Raw genomic sequence first — 18,003 nt, 5'->3', positions numbered from 1 at the left:
TGCGATTGGAGACCCAGTCCTAGAGCCGGAATGATGGAAGGACGCGTAGGCGGAATCCGGGTTGCGGATTTCGGGTTCTACAGCGCTTGCACCGTCCCTACGCCAGTATGAACTGGATCAGGTTCAACGGGTCACTGCGCTGCGAATGCCAGCAGTATCTCAGCCCCTTGTCGGGACCCCCCTGGTGAATGCTCTAAGCAAAGACGCTGCCGGCTGATTTGTCAACCGGGTAAAATTCGTAAGAAATTACTTACGTATATTGCGGTGCGAGAAGCAAAAAACGGCGGGGTTTTGCCCCGCCGTTTCCTCTTGAATCATTTGCGAAAACTACTCGCGCTCGCCAGTGAAATTCAGCAGAAGCTGGAAGATGTTGACGAAGTTCAGGTACAGCGAAAGCGCACCGAACACGGCCATCTTCTGCTGCGATTCCTGGTCGATGTTTTCAGCATACTGCTGCTTGATGTTCTGCGTGTCCCAGGCGGTGAGGCCGACGAAGACGACGATGCCGATCACTGAAATTGCGAACTGCAGCGCGCTCGAACCGAGGAAGATGTTGACGACCGAGGCGATCACGACGCCGATAAGGCCCATGATCAGGAACGAGCCGAACTTCGCGAGGTCACGCTTCGTCACGTAGCCATAGAGGCTCGTCGCGCCGAACATCGAGGCGGCGATGAAGAAGGTGCGGGCGATGCTCGTGCCGGTGAAGACGAGGAACACCGAGGCGAGCGACAGGCCCATGACGGCGCAGAAAGCCCAGAAGGTCATCTGCGCGGTGCTGGCCGACATCGTCTGGATCTTGAACGAGAAAAAGAAGACGAAGGCGAGCGGCGCCAGCATCACCACCCACTTCAGCGGTGAGGAGAAGATCGGCACGTAGAGGGCCGGCGTCGAGCCGACGATGAAGGCGATGAGGCCGGTGATCACAAGGCCGGCGCCCATGTAGTTGTAGACGCGCAGCATGTGCTGGCGCAGGCCCTCGTCGAAGAGGGCGGCCGACTGCGCCTGCGCGCCGTAGCCAAATCGCTGTTGTACGGGATCCATCGAATAACTCCTTCGGTTTGGACGCGGTTGATCAGTAGAGCGTGCGCGAAAGATCGCGCGCGGTTTCCGCCAGGTCGTCGGCCTTGCGGCTTTCCGAAACCAGCGCATAGGCGACATCGCCGATCTGCCAGTAGGCGGCACGGGCATTGTCGGCGTGGAAGAGCAGGACGTGCTGCACGCCGAACGAGCCGGGGCGCACCGCAAAGAGCGACAGGCGCTCGCCCTTGCGTGGTTCCAGCACCAGTTCGACGCTCGGACCATAGGCCGAGGGGAAGACCTGCGTGTCGATCACGCCCCAGCCCTTCGGCAGGTCCGGCAGCACGATCGCGGTTGCAGAGCGGATCTCGGCCGGATCGAAGGTCTCGGTTTCCGGCTGGGATGCCATAGTATCGCGCAGCAGCGTCGTCTTGTGCGCGCGCACCGCCTCCTCCACGAAGGCAGGCGGGGGCGTGGAGGCCACGACCTCGGTGGCGCCGAAGGGGCCGAGCACGGCATGGGCCGTCCAGCCGGCGGCCACGAAGAGGGCGATGGCTGCAGCACGGCGGAAGACGGAGAAGATGCGGCGACGCGACAGCGCGCGTTCCAGGAGCCGGGCGGCCTCGCGCGTTTCCTGCCGGGTCACCGTGCGGTGGTCGGCAAGTGCCAGGCGCAGCTCGTCGCGCACGCGCAGATCCTTCATGATCTGCGCCGCGACCTCCGGCCGTTCCGAAAGATAGGCCTCGACCTCGATGCGCCGGCCGACGGCGAGCTGCTCGTCGACATAGGCGTTGAGATCGGATTCGAGAATGGGGTCATTGCTTGTCATCGCCAGTGCCTCCGACGATTCTGAGATGCGTGACGGGAGCGGCGCTGCCGCTCTGTTCAAAGGCGCGCAGCCGCTGGCGCGCGCGGGCGACACGCGACATCAGCGTGCCGACCGGGATGCCGAGCGTTTCGGCTGCTTCCTGGTAGGAAAGTTCCTCGATCGCGACGAGGTGCAACGCTTCGCGCTGTTCTTCCGGCAGGGCGAAGAACGCGTTGCGCAGCTGCGTCAGGCGCACCGAATGGTCCTGGTTTGCCGGGATGGAGACCTCTGCCAGCTCCGCGGCGGCGTCGTGGCGGCGCTCCTGCGAGCGGCGCTGGCGCAGGCGGTCGATATGCGCATTGTGCAGGATCGACATCAGCCAGTTGCGTACGCTGGCGCCGGTGCGGAAGGTGGACTGCCGCTCATAGGCCTTGACCAGCGCATCGTGCACCAGGTCCTCGGCCTCGTCCGGATTGCGGACGAGCGAGAGCGCATAGCGCCTCAGCGCTGCGAGCTGTCCGATCACGTTGAAGCCGGGTGTCTTTCCGTTCATACCCCAATATACGAAAGCCGGGCGACGCCCATTCCATCCCCTCCAGAAAAATTTCAGAGCCAGTGGAGCACGAGAGCGGCAAGCACGATATAGCGGCCGAACTTGGCAATCGAAACGACAGCAAGGAAGCGCAGGAACGGTTCACGCATGATGCCGGCCGCCACCGTCAGCGGATCGCCGATGATCGGCATCCAGCTCAGCAGCAGGCTCCACCAGCCGTATTTGCGATACCATCGGCCGGCTCGGTCAAGGCTTTTGTCGCTGACGGGAAACCACCGCGCGCCGCGAAACCGCTCGACGCCGCGCCCGAGAAGCCAGTTGACGACGGAACCCAGCACGTTGCCGATGCCGGCGACGAGGATCAGCAGCACAGGGGAATGGGTGCCGGTGGCCAGCAAGCCGCCGAGCACCGCTTCCGACTGGGCCGGCAGGATGGTGGCGGCGACGAGCGCGGCGAGGAAAAGCCCGCCATAGGCGGCAAGCGTGCTCATCGGATCAGGGTGACAGCAGGGTTCGAGTGAGGGGATGCTCGGGATCGGCAAGGCCGTCGACGACGTCGAAATGATGCCGGTTCGGCTCGACGACCGTCGCCGTCGTGGCGCCGAGGCCGGTCCAGACATTGGCAAGCAGGGCGTTCTGGCGCAGGAATTCCGCGCGCTCCATGGCGCCGACCCAGCAGGTGAGCCGCGTGCCTTCGACGGGGCGCAGCAGGGCCGGGCTCTCGGCGATAGCCTCCGCTTCGTCGATCTGTAGTCGTTCGTTCATGGCGGCAGGCATGAGCGGGCGTAGGTCGTGCAGGCCGGAGAGGGAGAGGACGTGCCGGATGCGAGCGAGCGTTCCGACGGAAAGCGGCGAGGCTTCCGACACCATGCGGCTGACGAGCTGGCCGCCCGCCGAATGGCCGATCAGATGGAGCTCACCTGCCACCAGTCCTGCAGCCGTTTCGATCGCCGCTGCGATCTCCCGCACGATGCCGCGGATGCGGATGTCCGGGCAGAGCGTGTAGGAGGGCATGGCGACGGCATAGCCGTGGGCGAGGGGGCCTGCGGCAAGGTGCGACCAGAAATTCCGGTCGAGCCGCAGCCAGAAGCCGCCATGCACGTAGACGACGAGGCCCCGCGGCGCGCGCTCGGGCAGGAAAAGGTCGAGGCGGTTGCGCTCGCCCGCGCCATAGGCGAGATCGAGCCTTGCCCGGCCGAGGCTGAGGAGCGTTTCGCGCATCCTTTGCGCCGGCTCCACCCAGGCGGTAGGCCAGCGCATTCCGCCCGGAATGTTGCCGCCATTCTCGTAGGCGTCGTCCCAGTCGGTGATCCTGTAGCCGAACATGCCGTCCTCCGTTCTTAAACGCCGAGATAGCGGTCCTGCAGGTCGCGGGTAAAGGTCGTTGGCGGGCCGGAGAACACGGTCCGGCCCTTCTCCAGCACGCAGCAGCTGTCGGTGAGCGGCAGGAGCTCGGAGAGCGTCTTGTCGACGACGAGGATCGACTGGCCCCCCGCCTTCAGCTGTCGGATCGCCGCCCAGATATCCTGCCGGATCACCGGTGCCAGCCCCTCGGTCGCCTCGTCGAGGATAAGGAGTTTCGGATTGGTCATCAGGGCGCGGCCGATCGCCAGCATCTGCTGCTCGCCGCCGGATAGGGTGTCGGCATATTGCCCAAGCCGCTCGCCGAGCCTGGGAAAGAGATCGATCACCTTCGCCAGTGTCCAGGCACCGCGCCGGGCGGAGGCGAGGAGGTTTTCCTCGACCGTCAGGTTGGCGAAGCAGCGTCGCCCCTCCGGCACCAGGCCGATGCCGAGGCGGGCGATGCGGTGCGGGAGGAGTGCGGTAACGGTCTTGCCGTCGAAGGCGATGCGGCCGGCGCGAGCAGGCGTCAGGCCGAGGATCGAGCGGATGGTCGTCGTCTTGCCCATGCCGTTGCGGCCCATCAGTGCGACGACCTCGCCCTCTCGGACGGACAGCGACACGCCGAACAGCGCCTGCGAGGCGCCGTAGCAGGTCTCGATCTCCTCAAGGACCAACAGGCTCATGCGGGCTCCCCAAGATAGGCCCGGCGCACCTCGGGGTCGTTGCGGATCTCGCTGACGCTGCCCGTCGCGATGATGCGGCCGTAGACCAGCACGGACACACGGTCGGCGAGCGCGAAGACGGCATCCATGTCATGTTCCACCAGCAGGACCGGTGCTTCCCGGCGCAACCCGTCGAGGAAGCCGGTCAGTGCTTTCGAGCCTTCCGGCCCCATGCCGGCCATCGGCTCGTCGAGCAGGAAGGCCCTGGGTTCCATGGCCAGTGCCACGGCGATTTCGAGCTGCCGGCGTTCGCCGTGGGACAGCGCCGCAGCGGGCACGCCTGCTCGGTCCGCCAGTCCGACGCGCGACAGCATCCGCATTGCCGGTTCGATGAGAGAGATGTCGCTTGCCACGGAGCGGAAGAAGCGCAGGCTCGTTCCCTGCCGCGCCTGCACCGCAAGCATGACGTTGCGAAGCGCGGAAAACTCCTGCGCGAGCGAGGAGATCTGGAAGGTGCGGGCAAGGCCCATGCGGGCGCGCCGCGCCGTATCGAGGGCAGTGACATCCGTACCGAGGAAGCGGATGCTGCCGGCATCGGGTGCGAGCGCGCCGGAGATCTGGTTGATCAGCGTGCTCTTGCCCGCCCCGTTCGGGCCGATCAGCGCGTGAATTTCTCCCGGGCGAAGGTCGAGGCTCGCGCCATTCGTCGCTTTCAATGCGCCGAAGGACTTTTCGAGGTTCCTGATTTCGAGGACCGGTTCAACCATGGCGAGGCCTCCCGGCCAGGATGCCGATCAATCCGCCGCGTGCGAAGAAGACGACGGCGAGGAGAACGAGGCCGAGGAAGAGCTGCCAGCGCTCCGTGAGGCCGCCCAGCACATGTTCGAAAAGGACATAGAGCGTCGCCCCGGCCAGCGGCCCGAACAGGCGGCTTTTGCCGCCGAGGATGATCAGCACGATCAGTTCTCCCGACATGTGCCAGGAGAGCATGGAGGGGCTGACGAAGCGGTTGAGATCGGCAAACAGCGTCCCGGCAAGGCCGGTGATCATGGCCGAGAGCACGAAGGCGACGAGGCGGATCGTAAAGGGCGAGATGCCCGTCGCGGCAAGTCTTGCCGGGTTCTGTCGTGCGGCCTCCAGCGCCGCGCCGAAGCGGGAGGCCTGCAGGCGGTGGAAGAGAAAAAGCCCTGCAAGCAAGAGCACGAAGACCACGACGAAATAGGGGAAGGGTTTTGCCGTGTTGAGGCCGGGAAAACCGTTGCGCATGGAGAGCGACAGGCCGTCCTCGCCGCCATAGGCCGGCCAGGAGATCGCGAAATAGTAGATCATCTGCGCGAAGGCGAGCGTGATCATGATGAAATAGACGCCTGACGTGCGCAGGCTGATGAGGCCGATTGGCAGTGCCACGAGGCCGCAAAGGAGGATCGCAACAAACCAGATGATGGGCATGGAGGTCGTGCCCGGCAGACCGAAGGCGATGGGCTCCATGTTGAAGGCATGGGTGGCCAGCACGCCTGTGACGTAGCCGCCAAGGCCGAAGAAGGCGGCATGGCCGAAGGAGACAAGGCCGCCGAGCCCGAGGGCGATGTTGAGCCCGACTGCTGCCAGCGCCAGGATCGCAATGCGGGTGGCAAGCGTGATGTAGAAGGCTTCGCCCAGGAGCAGCGCTGTCAGCGCGGCGGCCGGGAGCAGAAGGGCGAGGAGGATGTTGATCGTCGTTTCGCGGGAAGTCACGCCTCAGGTCCTCGCAGAAAAGAGGCCGCTCGGCCGGAAGGCGAGGATCAGCGCCATGACGATGTAGATGAGCATGGAGGCGAGTGCGGCGCCGACGGGACCGGCCTCCGTCGCCGGCATCATCAGGGCGAGCGCCTTGGGCAGCAGGAAACGGCCCATCGTATCAACGAGGCCGACGAGGACCGCGCCGATCAGCGCACCCTTGATCGAGCCGATGCCACCGATGACGATGACGACGAAGGCGAGAATCAGCGCCGGTTCGCCCATGCCGACCTGTACTGACTGCAGCGCGCCGACCAGTGCGCCGGCAAGGCCGGCAAGCGCTGCACCGAAGGCGAAGACGATCGTATAGAGCGAGCGGATGTCGATGCCGAGCGCGGCGATCATCTCGCGGTCGGATTCGCCGGCGCGGATGCGCATGCCGAGACGCGTGCGACCGATCAGGAGGTAGAGACCGATGGCGACACCGACGCCCACGCCGATGATGGCGAGGCGGTAGAGTGGATATTGTCCGCCGCCCGGCAGTGCCACGGCACCCTGCAAGAGAGGCGGGATGTCGAGATAGAGCGGAAACGAGCCGAAGAGCCAGCGCGTGCCCTCGGAAAAGATGAGGATCAGCGCGAAGGTGGCGAGTACCTGATCGAGATGGTCGCGGGCATAGAGCCGGCGGATGATGACAACCTCCATCAAGGCCCCCGCGGCCGCGGCGGCGGCAAGGCTGGCGACAAGGCCGAGCCAGAAGGAACCCGTCGCGGCCGCGACCGCGGCGCAGGCGAAGGCGCCGACCATGTACAGCGAGCCGTGAGCAAGGTTGATCAGCCCCATCACGCCGAAGATCAGCGTCAGGCCGGCGGCGATAAGGAACAGCATGACACCGAGCTGGAGCCCGTTCAGAAACTGCTCGATGAGGAGGGCGAGGGACAAGGTGGCTGGTCCGGAAGGTCATGCGGGGACATCCGCCCGGGGGCGGATGTCCGGTCGCGGATTACATCGAGCACTTGTCGGCGTAGGCGTCGCCGTGATCGGTGAAGGCGGTGGCGATGATCTTGTTGGTCAGGACGTCGCCTTCCTTCACGACCTCGGTGACATAGATGTCCTGGATCGGATGGTTGTTCGTGTTGAACTTGAACTTTCCGCGCACGGAAGCGAAGTCCGCAGCCTTCAGCGCGGCGCGGAAGGCGTCCTTGTCCTTCACGCTTGCCTTTCCGATGGCCGAGAGGATGAGGTTGGCGGTGTCCCAGCTCTGCGCGGCATAGATCGAGGGCAGGCGGTTGTATTCCTTCTGGAACGCCTCGACGAAGGCTTTGTTGGCGGGGTTGTCGAGGTCTTTCGCCCAGGTGCCAGAGTTCTTCACGCCGAGTGCGGCATCGCCGATCGCCGGCAGCACGTCCTGGCTGAAGGAGAAGCCGGGCCCGGTGACGGGAATGGTGACGCCCGACTGGGCATATTGCTTCATGAAGGCGATGCCCATGCCGCCGGGCAGGAAGAAGTAGACCGAATCGGCGCCGGAAGCGCGAATTTCCGCGATCTCGGCGGCATAGTCCGTCTGGCCGACCTGGGTATAGACCTCGCCGGCGAGCTCGCCCTTGTAATAGCGCTTGAAGCCGGTCAGCGCATCCTTGCCGGCCGGATAGTTCGGAGCGAGGATGAAGGTCTTCTTGTAGTCCTTGTTATCGTATTCGCCCATCGCCTCATGGAAATTGTCGTTCTGGTAGGCGACGTTAAAATAGTTGGGGTGGCAGTTCGCGCCGGCGAGCGCCGACGGGCCGGCATTGGGCGAGAGATAGATGACGTCCTGTGCCACCGTGTTCGGCACCACGGCCATGGCGAGGTTCGACCAGATGATGCCGGTCATCAGGTCGACCTTGTCGCTCTGGATCATCTTCTCGGCGATCTGGACGGCGAGTTCCGGCTTCTGCGCATCGTCTTCCACGACGAGCTCGATCTCGCTGTTGCCGGATTGCTTGATCGCCAACTGGAAGGCGTCGCGCATGTCGATGCCGAGGCCTGCGCCACCGCCGGACAGCGTGGTGATGACGCCGATCTTCACCGGTTCCGCCTGGGCGATGCCCGCCGTCATGAGCGCGAGTGCGGCCACGCCACCTGCCAGAATTCTCCGCATGCTGTTCTCCCTCTGTCCGTCGGCCCCGGTTTCGGGGCGTTTTTTCGAGAAGAGAACCTTTCAGAGTTCCGCGATCAGCGCAACCGTGTGTTTTCGTTTCGCAATTGGAGAATTTTAAGAAGATCGGCGGCGGCCCGCAGGTTCGGGCCGTCCGCACGATCAGCGCCGCGGAGGAGGACGGCGGCTATCCCCCGGCCGGCTAGCCGGCCCGTTCCTCCGGTCAGCAGAGCGCTGACCGGTTCATCAGTATAATGTCGTTTGACGTGAGTGCCATACGCGAAGGTTCGTCGATCTGGTCCAGCACGGCGCGCAGCGCCTTGTCCAGGCAGAACTCGACAACCTCTGCGTCCAGCGACTTGGCGGATTCGAGCGCAAACGCGACAAGCCGCGCCAGCGCCATCAATTCCGTGCCCCTGTCTTCGGTCTCGATGGTTTCGATTTTCATGTCCTATGCCCCCGGGAGCAATGCTCACTTTCAGCCCCTGGGACGAAGTATAGGCGTGACTCGGAGGTTGTGCGCGTGACTTAAGCGTGACACACGCGGAATGGGAAACTGCGTGTTTTTTTACGCTCCGGGTTGATCGGCCACCGAGCGCCAGAGCGATGTTGCTCTAAACGTCCAGTTTCCTTGTTTTTTCGCGGTTTTTTCGTTGAAAGTGTCGAGGATGTGCAGAAGGGTAAGTGCATCTGTACGCTTCTGATCGACCGTTGTTGCGAGGAGAAGTTGCAGAAGCGCCGTGCGATCCAATGCCGTTTGGGCTCGGTCGACGATCGCAGACCAGGTCCGCTCCTTGTAGAAGAGCGTCGCCGCGGCAATACGCAGCGTTAATATGTCATGCTTTTCAACGGTTTTTTCTCTCTCCAACCGGTCGAGCGTCGCCTCGACATTGACGAGTGGGAGTGAAAGGGCGGGGTAACCGAGTTCGGCGGGGCCATGCAGCAGGGCGACATCGGCATCGTCCATGCGCCGGCCGCTGGCATAGTCCTGGTAGATACGGCCGATGCCGACCATGCCGAAGGCGTCGCATTCCGCCGCCCGCAGCGCCCCCATGCTGGCCGCGCCGAAGACGGCGATACCCTGATCCAGAGCATGGAGGATTTCCTTGTGCCAGATGGGGGCGACATGTTCGAAGTTTCCGTCGACGATGCCGATCGCCTTCGCGCCTTCGCGCGTGGCGGCGAGCACGTCTCCATGGGCAGCCGGCGGCCGGACATCGATATTTTTCCCGCACAGTGCGGCAGCATCGGGCAGGCTCGGGCCTGCGAACAGGATCTTCATGACATTCCAAACAACATGCGCGACAGGGCGCGGTGGCCGACAGCGTGGCGACGCTTGCCTTCAGGGTTTTCGAGCGACGGCACGACGACCTTTGCGACAGCGATGGGAAGGGACGGGTCGGTGAGCGGGACCGCCAGAATGGGGGCTATGCCGCCTGTGGCGAGCCGCTCCAGGCAGTGGGAAAGCAGCGTGGCGGCGTCACCTTCGGGAGCGTCGTAGGACTTCGCCACGCCCGGCGACGCTTCGAAGAGGGCAAGCGTTTCGGTGGCGAGCGGGCGGGTGAAGGTTTCGGCAAAAAGATCGTCACGTGCCCCGCTGATATAGGTGAGGCGTGATTGCGCGACTTCGGTCAGGGCCCGGATGAGGGCACGGGTGGCCACGGGATGTGTGCCGTAGCCGATGGTCGCATCGTGGAAGAGAGGGGTCTTCTTTGCAAGAAGCCCGGTATTGCCGAGGACGGCGGCATAGGTTGGCACTGCGAGGTCGCTGGTGATGTCGAAGACGCGCAGTTCCAGCTTTGCAGTCCGGAATCGAGCGAGCAGATCCTCGATGATGGGATCGGCAAAGCCAGTGGGGTCGATCGCGGTTGCAAGGCGCTTGCTGCGAGGCAGCAGCCGCCACAACCGGTCTGCGTCGCGCTCTATCCGCTCGAGAAGGCCGTGAAGGGTCGCCTCGATCGGTGCATTGCCCGAGGCAAGGCCATCGGAGGACTGCCAGAACCGCGGCGTGGGGTCAGTCCTGTCGAGGCAGACCGCTGCGCGTGGAACCCAGACCGTTTCGCCCGTCGTGACGTCGCTGCCGGCAAGCCAGTCGATGCTTTCTGTCTCCGACAGGAAGGGCTGGTCGCTTGCCACAAAGATATCGAGCGGCAGGCAGGCCTGCCCCGCCTTCGCAAAATCATGCCGCGAGGCATGTCGGACCGGAACGAGCGGGTCGCCGGCTATCGCCCGCTCGAGCGCCTCCATGGCGGCTGAAACTTTCGCGTCTAGATCGGTGATGCCCTTGCCCTGATTGATGACGATCGAACGGGCATTGGGGCTGACTGCGTTCCAGACAGGAATGCCGATCGAATCGAGGCCTGTCAGGCGGGAAAGCCGCGTGACACCGAAGCGAGGCAAAAGCGCCTCGATCCGGCTCCAGGTCTCATCCGGACTGCAGAGGCGATCCGAATAGCTGGTCACGGAGGGGCTGCTGGGGGTCACTTGCCGTAAAAGCCGCCAGAAAATGGCCCGGCTGTTTCGGCCACCATCGGGACGCTCACGCCACGCGTGTTGAACCTGCCGGTTATGTGGGGATCGTCAGCCGAACCGGAGGAGACCGATGTGATGGCGCCCGTTTCGAGATCCGCCGTCCAAAGGCCAGTTTCTCCTTCAAGCCCAAGCACGCCATTCGACATTTTCGCTCCTCCTGATTTTGGTTGAAACTGAGGATGCAGATTTCCCGGGCTTGCGCGCAGAGCGCGGAATGCTGCCGGCCTGCCTCTTCGAACAACACGAGGCTGTGGCGCCTGGTTGCAGGGCCCGAGCGACGTTTGTAGCTCGGGCCCTGCATGTGGTCTTTTGTCTCTTGGGCAAACACCGGCTTGGATGTCTGCCTCAAAGCGTGCAACGGTTACTTATCGTAAATGCCGCTGGAGGGTTCCGGCAAACTGCCGACGCCGTCGGGAACGAGGGCGGCGAGGTCAACACCCGAGGTGATTGTTGCGCCCGCTTTGCGCAGATCATCGGCAGCCTTCAAGGTCCCGCCTGTGGGCGACCCGATTTGCGTCGCAGTGCCTGCGTCGAGATCGACGGACCAAAGACCAGCTTCACCTTTAATCCCCAAAATAACTATTCTTGCCATGCCTGCTCTCCCTTGTGAATCCTAATTAAAATCCGGCTTTCTTTAACCCGTCATAATAATGTTTTCGCTGCCATTCCTCCTTAAATGGTATAATCGCTGTCCAGGATTCGAAATCGAAATCCGGATTGCTTTCGTATGTTCGCCGCACGAACAGCCTGGCCTTCTTGCGGTCTCCGAGCATTGCCCAGCTTGCGGCAGATAGACGATGGGCCGGCTGCTTGTCGTTCATCCGGTTTATGTAGGCGAGAGCGTCTTCATATCTGTCGAGCGCATACGAGGCACTCGCCGCGATCCAGAAATATTCGTCCGGCGGCAATGGATTGAGTTCGATTGCATGCTCAATCTTCTGCAAGCCGATATCTGGTCGAGAGCCCTGTACAAGTGTATCCGCGTAGCTCGCGATGACGTTGGCATAGTTGGGGCTTAGCTCCTCGGCGCGATCAAGATAGGCTGCGCTCTCGTCGAACTGGCGTGTATAGAGCTTGACGATGCCGAGTTCCCGGTAGCCCGAGGGCAGGCGCTCATCGACCTCGATCGCTTTTTGGGCATGAAGTTCTGCTTGCTTGAGCAGTTCATGGTCGCCGCGTGCGGTCAGAACCCATTCGAGGAAGTAATTGTGTGCCAAGCCCCCCAAAGCAGGCGCATAGTTGCTGTTTTCCTTCAATGCCTCGCGAAAACTCTTGCGTGCACGACGGATGTCGCGCAGGTCGAGATTTTTCGACTGGCCTTGCGCGGTGAGGAAGCTGCGGTAGGCCTTCGCATCGATTTCGTAGTCGCCGCGCACGAGCTCGTTGCGCTCGATTTCCGTCGCGATCGAACCCGCTATCTGGTGGGAGATCATCTGTCGTGAACGGGCGAGGCCTTCAGCCGAGAGCGGGAATCGTTCGGCCCAGACGACCTCATCGCTGCCGAAGAAGATGAGCTGGGTGAAGAGCGAATGGTGGTCGCCCTCGTCGCGCAGCCGTGTTTCCAGGATGTAGCTGATCTTGTGGCGCTCGTAGGTGGCCGCCCTGTCGGCCTGGAGCGAGATCTGCGCGGCGGTATGCGGTGCAATGATCGAAATGGAGCGCAGTGCGCAGAGGCCGATCGTCACGTCCTCGATCAACGCTTCGCTGAAGCGCGTGGCTGCCCGGGCGGCCAGCGTGGTGACCGGTGGCAGCAGCACGACGCGCGGCGGATTCGGCCGGGCAAACCCGATATCCGCGTCTTGCAGCGTCAGTACGCGGGCAGGCGGCTGCGCGGTCATGAGGATTGGGGACGCGGCCGGCCGGCCCGTCAGCATGGCGCGCACTTCCTCGTCGTCCGGGTTGCTCTCCAGGAGACGCAGGGCTGCCGCGGCGCGCGCCTGTCGCAAGCCGGTGCCCCCCTGTCCATTGTTATCGAGCAATGCGCCGCGCAGAATGGCCATATGGGCGGCCCGCTGCAGCATGATCCAGCTCGAAAGGGCGCGGTTGCCGGGCTTTACATGTTTGAGGAAGTCGTCGATCAGCGTGGCGGCAAGCACCGGGAGGCATGCGCCATCGTGAACCCCGTCGATATCGCTTTCGACGGCATCCGGCCCGAGCCCGATCGCGGTGTCGGTGAAGGTGAGATAGATCCGGTCCAGCTCCCGCTGGCGCTTCTGGGTTCGTGAAACGGTCTGCCGGAGATTGGCGAAGGCGGCGGCGCTGTTGCTGTCGTCCCAGAAGAGGCTCGCCGCATCCGCCCGCGGCATGTCGCTCACGCCGCGCGTCTGGAGATAGCAAAGGATCAGGAGCGCCTTTTCGGGAAAGACGATGTCATTGCCGCCCTCGTCGAGCAGGCGCAGATGACCGAGCGTCTGCAGCCGTGCTGGCATGTGGGGTCAGATCCGCAGTTCCGGTGCGTTTTCTGCGCGTTCGCCGGCCTCTGTAGCGGCGCTCGCCTTGGACAGCGCCGTTGCCAGTGCGATGATCGACTTGCGCACACCCGCATCATCGATCTTCAGGAAGGCGCGGTTGAGGTCGAGGCCTTCCTTGGAGGAGACGAAGGTGGAGACGTCGCCCGTCTCATGCCCGACGCCGGCGGCCGGCGTGGCGCTGTCTTCATCCTGGAAGAAGAAGCTCGGCGGGACGCGGAACACTTCGGCGATGGCCTGCAGGCGGCTGGCGCTGATGCGGTTTGTGCCCTTTTCGTATTTCTGTACCTGCTGGAAGGTGACGCCGAGACGGTCGGCAAGCGCTTCCTGGCTCATGCCCACCATCAGCCGCCGCAAGCGGACGCGGGACCCGACGAAGACGTCGATCGGATTCGGTGTTTTCTTGATCATGAGGCTTTCTCCCCTGTTGGACATGCCGGGGCATGGCGAGGTACGCATATCCCGTCACTCTGCTTGAATCGCCTGTCCGATGCAACTGCCGCGAACCGGATTTCCTTGCTACCGTAACGTGAGGCGACGTGTATTTTAGATATCGTAACTTTGCGGCGCACTGAGGGAGGCGATGAATTTTTTCGTGCGCTCGCGCTCGGGCGTCGAGAAGATCGCGCGCGGCGGCCCCTCTTCGACGATGACGCCGCCATCGAGGAAAACGACCGTGTCGGCAACGCGTGAGGCAAGGCGCAGATCGTGCGTTGCCATGACCATGGTCGTGCCCTCGCGGGCGAGCCGGCTCAGCACCTCGACCACCTCTTCCGCGAGCTCCGGATCGAGCGCGGAGGTCGGCTCGTCGCAGAGCAGGACGCGCGGCGAGGGGGCAAGCGCGCGGGCAATGGCGACACGTTGCTGCTGGCCGCCCGACAGCGTTGCCGGCCAGGCGTCGGCCTTGTGTGCCATGCCGACCTTTTCGAGCAGTTCCACGGCGCGGGCGCGTGCCTTTTCCGCGGGCCATTTGAGGACGGTGACGAGGCCTTCCATCACGTTGGCGATCGCCGTCTGATGCGGGAAGAGCTGGAAGTTCTGGAAGACCATTCCGGTCTGGCGGCGCAGCTTCTGTACCGCGTCCCAGCCGACCTTGCGGCCGGGCGCGAAGTCGATCGTCTCGCTGCCGAGCTTGATGGAGCCCGAGGTCGGCGTCTCCAGCAGGTTGATGCAGCGCAGCAGCGTGCTCTTGCCGCCGCCCGAAGGGCCGACCAGTGCCGTGACCGTGCCCTCCGGCAGGCTGAGGCTGATGTCGCGCAGCACGAGGTTGTCGCCGAAGCGTTTTTCGATATGGCTGAGTTCGATCATGTGCGAGCCTCCAGGAAGCCGCCATAGCGGGCAAAGCGCCGTTCCAGCCGGACCTGCAGGGCCGAAAGAACAGAGCTGAGCGCCAGATAGATCAGCGCCGCCTCGATATAGAGGATCAGCGGCTCGTAGGTCGTGGCGACGATGCGCTGGGCCGTTTGGAACAGCTCCGGTACGGTGACGGCGGCCGCAAGCGACGTGTCCTTCACCAGCGATATGAAGGTGTTGGAGAGCGGCGGCACGGCGACGCGCGTCGCCTGCGGCAGAATGGTGCGGCGCATCGCCTGCGACCAGCTCATGCCGATTGAATAGGCCGCCTCCCACTGGCCGCGCGGCACGGAGGCGATGACGGCGCGGATGATTTCCGACGTATAGGCCCCGACATTCAACGTGAAGCCGATGAGGGCGGCCGGAAAGGCATCGAGCAGGATGCCGATGCTCGGCAGGCCGTAGAAGATGACGAAAAGCTGCACCAGCAGCGGCGTGCCGCGGATCACCCAGACATAGAAGCGGGCAATGGCGACGAGCGGACGCGGCCCGAACAGTCGGGCGATGGCCGTGACGAGGCCGAGGGTAAGTCCGAGCGCGAAGGAAAGCAGGGTGAGCGGAATGGTGAAGACGAGCGCGGCCCACAGCAGGGGGACCAGCGAATCCAGCATCAGTTGAAGCCACGGCGGCACGGGAAAAACCTCCGGAAATGCGGCTGGCCGGGGTTATCCCCGGCCAGGTCATGGTTTTATCTATAGTCGAGGACGGAGCCGCCGCGAAGCGGTTCTCGGCCAGGAATTACTTCGAGACGTCCTGCCCGAAATACTTGTCCGAGATCGCCTGGTAGGTGCCGTCCGCCTTGATGTCGACGAGTGCCTTGTTGATCGCTTCCAGAAGCTCCGGCTCGCCCTTGCGGATGATCACGCCGGAATAGTCGGCGTTTTCCTGCTCGGCGGCGATCTTCACATTCGCGTCCGGCTTGTGTTTCTTGAAGTCGAGGAAGGACAGGCTGTCGTTGATCGTCGCATCGGCGCGGCCGGTCAGGACAAGCTGGATCGACTGATCGAAACCGTCGGTGCCGACGAGCTCGGCGCCGGCTTCCTGAGCAAGCTTTCCGAAGTTGGAGGTCAGCGACTGGGCGGACTTCTTGCCCTTGAGGTCAGCGAAACCCTTGATGCTGTCGTCGTCGGCGCGCACGATCAGCACGGCCTTGGAAGCGATATAGGGCTCGGAGAAGTCGTACTTCTGCTTGCGTGCCTCGGTGATGCCGACCTGGTTGATCACGGCGTCGTAGCGGTTGGCGTCGAGGCCGGCGATCAGGCCGTCCCATTTGCCTTCCAGGAACTCGGCCTTGACGCCGAGCTTCTTGGCTATGGCCTCGCCGATCTCGACATCGAAGCCGACCAGCTTGCCGTCGGTGTCATGGTAGGTGAAGGGCGCATAGGTGCCTTCGGTACCGATCTTCAGCGCGCCGGCGGCCTGTACGGCTGCGAGGTTTTCACCGGCATGGGCCGGGGCGAGGATGGCGGCCTGGAGCGCTGCGGCGGCGGCGAGGGTCTTCAACCAGTTCATCTTGGGACTCCGTTTCTGGCTCAAGTGTTCGATGGGCGATAGATCGCAGAAATCGGTGCAAAACGATGGGCAGAAAACTGCGAATAAAATCGGCAAATGCAAATATTTTTCTCATTTTTCGCGGTGTAGCGGCGGAGAAGGGCGCGTTTCACTTGAAAAATCGGGCGTTGCGAGAGGTCTGCGACCTTTGTGCATTTCGTGTTTTTAGGGGCTTGCCAAGTTCGCAAACAGGGACAATTGATGTCGCACCCAAAATAACAACCGGGGAAGGAAAACAAAATGGCAAACAGACTGATTGGCTTTCGTGCGGCTCTTCTTGCAGGTGCAATCCTGCTGGGCGCCAGCCCTGTATTGGCAGAAACGGTGCTTCACCGTGGCAATGCGGGTGAACCGCAGACCCTCGACCAGGCACATACCTCCATCAACATCGAAGAATTCATCCTCAAGGACCTTTACGAAGGCCTGACCATCTATGACGCCTCGGGCAAGATCGTTCCCGGCGCTGCGGAAAGCTGGACCGTCTCCGACGACGGCGCGGTCTACACGTTCAAGCTGCGCGGCAACGCGAAGTGGTCGGACGGTTCGCCGGTGACGGCGGAAGACTTTGTCTTCTCCTTCACCCGCGTTGAGGATCCGAAGACGGCGGCCGGCTACGCGAACATCCTCTATCCGATCAAGAACGCGGAAAAGGTCAACAAGGGCGAGCTTGGCCTCGACCAGCTTGGCGTCAAGGCTGTCGATGCCACGACGCTGGAAGTGACGCTGGAGCGTCCGACGCCCTTCTTCCTCGAATTGCTCGCGCACCAGACGGCGCTGCCGGTCTCCAAGGCCAGCGTCGAAAAGAACGGCGCGGATTTCGTGAAGCCCGGCACGATGGTTTCCAACGGTGCCTTCAAGCTCGTCAGCCATGTGCCGAACGACAATCTTGTCGTCGAGAAGAACGCGAACTACTGGGACGCTGCCAACGTCAAGCTCGACAAGGTGATCTTCTACCCGATCGACGATCAGGCCGCCTCGGTCCGTCGCTTCGAGGCGAAGGAAATGGACCTCGTCTACAACTTCTCTGCCGACCAGATCGAGCGCCTGAAGAAGAGCTATGGCGAGCAGGTCCACGTTTCGCCGACGCTGGCGACCTACTACTACCCTTTCGACACCCGCACCGAGCCCTATAGCGACGTTCGCGTGCGCCGCGCGCTCTCCATGGCCATCGACCGCGACTTCCTGGCCAAGGAAATCTATTCCGGCTCGCAGCTTCCGGCCTATTCCATGGTGCCCCCGGGCATGCAGGGCTATGAGCCGGCCTATGCCGATTTCGGCGCGCTCTCGCAGCTCGACCGCGAGGACGAGGCGCTCAAGCTGATGAAGGAAGCCGGTTACGGCGAAGGCGGCAAGCCGCTGAAGATCGAGCTGCGCTACAACACCAACCCGAACCACGAGCGCGTGGCGACGGCTGTTGCCGACATGTGGAAGAACACCTTCGGCGCCGATGTGTCGCTGGTGAACCTCGACGTGTCCTCGCACTACGCCTACCTTCAGGAAGGCGGCGCGTTCAACGTGGCGCGTGCCGGCTGGGTCGCAGACTATGCGGATGCGGAAAACTTCCTGGCCCTCAGCGTCAGCACCAACAAGACCTTCAACTACGGCAAGTTCACGAATGCCGAGTTCGATGACCTCATGAAGAAGTCGTACGAAGAGCGTGACCCGGCGGCGCGCGCCAAGGTCCTGCATGACGCAGAAGCCGTGCTGATGCGCGAACAGCCGATCGCCCCGCTCCTGACGCAGGCCGACCTGTGGCTCGTCTCCAGCAAGGTTCAGGGTTGGCAGGACAATGCCGCCAACCAGCACCTGAGCCGCTTCCTCAGCGTTTCGGAATGATCCGACGAAAGTGCGCGGCCTCC

General features: G+C 63.2%; 21 protein-coding genes and 1 riboswitch. Of the genes, 1 reads left to right on the top strand and 20 read right to left on the bottom strand.

All coding sequences use genetic code 11. From position 1 onward, the window contains the following. Positions 1-76: 76 nt before the first annotated feature. Positions 77-193: riboswitch (TPP riboswitch) on the bottom strand. 134 nt (positions 194-327) lie between these two features. The 20 genes from K0P03_RS15705 to K0P03_RS15610 form a co-directional block, all read right to left on the bottom strand. Next, positions 328-1,044, bottom strand: coding sequence for a Bax inhibitor-1/YccA family protein (locus K0P03_RS15705; protein WP_023514834.1), 717 nt, complete (start codon positions 1,042-1,044; stop codon positions 328-330). 31 nt (positions 1,045-1,075) lie between these two features. Beyond that, positions 1,076-1,849 (bottom strand): anti-sigma factor family protein, encoded by a 774-nt coding sequence (locus tag K0P03_RS15700; RefSeq protein ID WP_023514835.1) that lies wholly within the window; start codon positions 1,847-1,849, stop codon positions 1,076-1,078. Continuing rightward, positions 1,836-2,381 (bottom strand): sigma-70 family RNA polymerase sigma factor, encoded by a 546-nt coding sequence (locus K0P03_RS15695; protein ID WP_023514836.1) that lies wholly within the window; start codon positions 2,379-2,381, stop codon positions 1,836-1,838. The genes K0P03_RS15700 and K0P03_RS15695 overlap by 14 nt, the downstream gene beginning before the upstream one ends. A gap of 53 nt (positions 2,382-2,434) precedes the next feature. After that, on the bottom strand, positions 2,435-2,872 hold the full coding sequence (locus tag K0P03_RS15690) for a YqaA family protein (RefSeq protein WP_023514837.1): 438 nt from the start codon (positions 2,870-2,872) through the stop codon (positions 2,435-2,437). Positions 2,873-2,876: 4 nt separating this feature from the next. Then, a complete protein-coding gene (locus K0P03_RS15685) occupies positions 2,877-3,707 on the bottom strand; it encodes an alpha/beta hydrolase (RefSeq protein ID WP_272790037.1) in 831 nt (276 codons plus the stop codon). A gap of 14 nt (positions 3,708-3,721) precedes the next feature. Then, entirely contained in the window at positions 3,722-4,408 is a 687-nt protein-coding gene (locus K0P03_RS15680; protein WP_050743691.1) for an ABC transporter ATP-binding protein, read from the bottom strand. Continuing rightward, a complete protein-coding gene (locus K0P03_RS15675; protein WP_272790036.1) occupies positions 4,405-5,154 on the bottom strand; it encodes an ABC transporter ATP-binding protein in 750 nt (249 codons plus the stop codon). Before K0P03_RS15675 ends, K0P03_RS15680 begins: the two co-directional genes overlap by 4 nt. Beyond that, positions 5,147-6,121: a branched-chain amino acid ABC transporter permease gene (locus K0P03_RS15670; protein WP_272790035.1), complete on the bottom strand. Its 975-nt coding sequence runs from the start codon at positions 6,119-6,121 to the stop codon at positions 5,147-5,149. Before K0P03_RS15670 ends, K0P03_RS15675 begins: the two co-directional genes overlap by 8 nt. A gap of 3 nt (positions 6,122-6,124) precedes the next feature. Then, positions 6,125-7,045, bottom strand: coding sequence for a branched-chain amino acid ABC transporter permease (locus K0P03_RS15665; protein WP_023514842.1), 921 nt, complete (start codon positions 7,043-7,045; stop codon positions 6,125-6,127). 61 nt (positions 7,046-7,106) lie between these two features. Continuing rightward, positions 7,107-8,243, bottom strand: a complete 1,137-nt coding sequence (locus tag K0P03_RS15660) for an ABC transporter substrate-binding protein (protein WP_024271320.1) — start codon at positions 8,241-8,243, stop codon at positions 7,107-7,109. Positions 8,244-8,463: 220 nt separating this feature from the next. Then, positions 8,464-8,688 carry a hypothetical protein gene (locus tag K0P03_RS15655; protein WP_024271321.1) on the bottom strand — a complete coding sequence of 75 codons (225 nt, stop codon included), beginning with the start codon at positions 8,686-8,688 and terminating at the stop codon, positions 8,464-8,466. Positions 8,689-8,808: 120 nt separating this feature from the next. Further along, entirely contained in the window at positions 8,809-9,522 is a 714-nt protein-coding gene (locus K0P03_RS15650; RefSeq protein WP_272790034.1) for a TfuA-like protein, read from the bottom strand. After that, positions 9,519-10,703, bottom strand: a complete 1,185-nt coding sequence (locus tag K0P03_RS15645; protein WP_272790033.1) for a YcaO-like family protein — start codon at positions 10,701-10,703, stop codon at positions 9,519-9,521. The genes K0P03_RS15650 and K0P03_RS15645 overlap by 4 nt, the downstream gene beginning before the upstream one ends. Positions 10,704-10,720: 17 nt before the next feature. Beyond that, positions 10,721-10,918 carry a hypothetical protein gene (locus K0P03_RS15640; protein WP_050743695.1) on the bottom strand — a complete coding sequence of 66 codons (198 nt, stop codon included), beginning with the start codon at positions 10,916-10,918 and terminating at the stop codon, positions 10,721-10,723. A gap of 215 nt (positions 10,919-11,133) precedes the next feature. Next, positions 11,134-11,364 (bottom strand): hypothetical protein, encoded by a 231-nt coding sequence (locus K0P03_RS15635; protein WP_024271324.1) that lies wholly within the window; start codon positions 11,362-11,364, stop codon positions 11,134-11,136. 25 nt (positions 11,365-11,389) lie between these two features. Continuing rightward, positions 11,390-13,201, bottom strand: coding sequence for a hypothetical protein (locus K0P03_RS15630; RefSeq protein ID WP_272790032.1), 1,812 nt, complete (start codon positions 13,199-13,201; stop codon positions 11,390-11,392). A gap of 6 nt (positions 13,202-13,207) precedes the next feature. Then, the gene (locus K0P03_RS15625; RefSeq protein WP_023517059.1) at positions 13,208-13,651 is read right to left on the bottom strand and encodes a helix-turn-helix domain-containing protein; all 444 of its coding nucleotides are present in this window, start codon (positions 13,649-13,651) and stop codon (positions 13,208-13,210) included. Positions 13,652-13,786: 135 nt separating this feature from the next. Beyond that, on the bottom strand, positions 13,787-14,548 hold the full coding sequence (locus K0P03_RS15620; RefSeq protein ID WP_023517058.1) for an amino acid ABC transporter ATP-binding protein: 762 nt from the start codon (positions 14,546-14,548) through the stop codon (positions 13,787-13,789). After that, positions 14,545-15,225, bottom strand: coding sequence for an amino acid ABC transporter permease (locus K0P03_RS15615; RefSeq protein ID WP_023517057.1), 681 nt, complete (start codon positions 15,223-15,225; stop codon positions 14,545-14,547). Before K0P03_RS15615 ends, K0P03_RS15620 begins: the two co-directional genes overlap by 4 nt. 106 nt (positions 15,226-15,331) lie before the next feature. Beyond that, a complete protein-coding gene (locus K0P03_RS15610) occupies positions 15,332-16,105 on the bottom strand; it encodes an amino acid ABC transporter substrate-binding protein (protein WP_023517056.1) in 774 nt (257 codons plus the stop codon). A 279-nt stretch (positions 16,106-16,384) separates the two neighbouring features. On the opposite strand from K0P03_RS15610, the gene K0P03_RS15605 reads away from it, so the two are divergent. After that, a complete protein-coding gene (locus tag K0P03_RS15605; protein ID WP_050743698.1) occupies positions 16,385-17,980 on the top strand; it encodes a peptide ABC transporter substrate-binding protein in 1,596 nt (531 codons plus the stop codon). The last annotated feature ends 23 nt before the right edge of the window (positions 17,981-18,003 follow it).

Origin of the sequence: Shinella sp. HY16 (genome assembly GCF_028534175.1) — a bacterium.
In the GTDB taxonomy this organism is placed as follows: Bacteria; Pseudomonadota; Alphaproteobacteria; order Rhizobiales; family Rhizobiaceae; genus Shinella.
Note: the sequence above shows the minus strand (reverse complement) of the source record. Positions and strands in the feature narration are given on the sequence as shown.

Coding starts and splice junctions, on each gene's coding strand:
- K0P03_RS15705 (WP_023514834.1), bottom strand. CDS start 1,044: ATGGATCCCGTACAACAGCGATTTGGCTACGGCGCGCAGGCGCAGTCG.
- K0P03_RS15700 (WP_023514835.1), bottom strand. CDS start 1,849: ATGACAAGCAATGACCCCATTCTCGAATCCGATCTCAACGCCTATGTC.
- K0P03_RS15695 (WP_023514836.1), bottom strand. CDS start 2,381: ATGAACGGAAAGACACCCGGCTTCAACGTGATCGGACAGCTCGCAGCG.
- K0P03_RS15690 (WP_023514837.1), bottom strand. CDS start 2,872: ATGAGCACGCTTGCCGCCTATGGCGGGCTTTTCCTCGCCGCGCTCGTC.
- K0P03_RS15685 (WP_272790037.1), bottom strand. CDS start 3,707: ATGTTCGGCTACAGGATCACCGACTGGGACGACGCCTACGAGAATGGC.
- K0P03_RS15680 (WP_050743691.1), bottom strand. CDS start 4,408: ATGAGCCTGTTGGTCCTTGAGGAGATCGAGACCTGCTACGGCGCCTCG.
- K0P03_RS15675 (WP_272790036.1), bottom strand. CDS start 5,154: ATGGTTGAACCGGTCCTCGAAATCAGGAACCTCGAAAAGTCCTTCGGC.
- K0P03_RS15660 (WP_024271320.1), bottom strand. CDS start 8,243: ATGCGGAGAATTCTGGCAGGTGGCGTGGCCGCACTCGCGCTCATGACG.
- K0P03_RS15655 (WP_024271321.1), bottom strand. CDS start 8,688: ATGAAAATCGAAACCATCGAGACCGAAGACAGGGGCACGGAATTGATG.
- K0P03_RS15650 (WP_272790034.1), bottom strand. CDS start 9,522: ATGAAGATCCTGTTCGCAGGCCCGAGCCTGCCCGATGCTGCCGCACTG.
- K0P03_RS15640 (WP_050743695.1), bottom strand. CDS start 10,918: ATGTCGAATGGCGTGCTTGGGCTTGAAGGAGAAACTGGCCTTTGGACG.
- K0P03_RS15635 (WP_024271324.1), bottom strand. CDS start 11,364: ATGGCAAGAATAGTTATTTTGGGGATTAAAGGTGAAGCTGGTCTTTGG.
- K0P03_RS15630 (WP_272790032.1), bottom strand. CDS start 13,201: ATGCCAGCACGGCTGCAGACGCTCGGTCATCTGCGCCTGCTCGACGAG.
- K0P03_RS15625 (WP_023517059.1), bottom strand. CDS start 13,651: ATGATCAAGAAAACACCGAATCCGATCGACGTCTTCGTCGGGTCCCGC.
- K0P03_RS15620 (WP_023517058.1), bottom strand. CDS start 14,548: ATGATCGAACTCAGCCATATCGAAAAACGCTTCGGCGACAACCTCGTG.
- K0P03_RS15610 (WP_023517056.1), bottom strand. CDS start 16,105: ATGAACTGGTTGAAGACCCTCGCCGCCGCCGCAGCGCTCCAGGCCGCC.
- K0P03_RS15605 (WP_050743698.1), top strand. CDS start 16,385: ATGGCAAACAGACTGATTGGCTTTCGTGCGGCTCTTCTTGCAGGTGCA.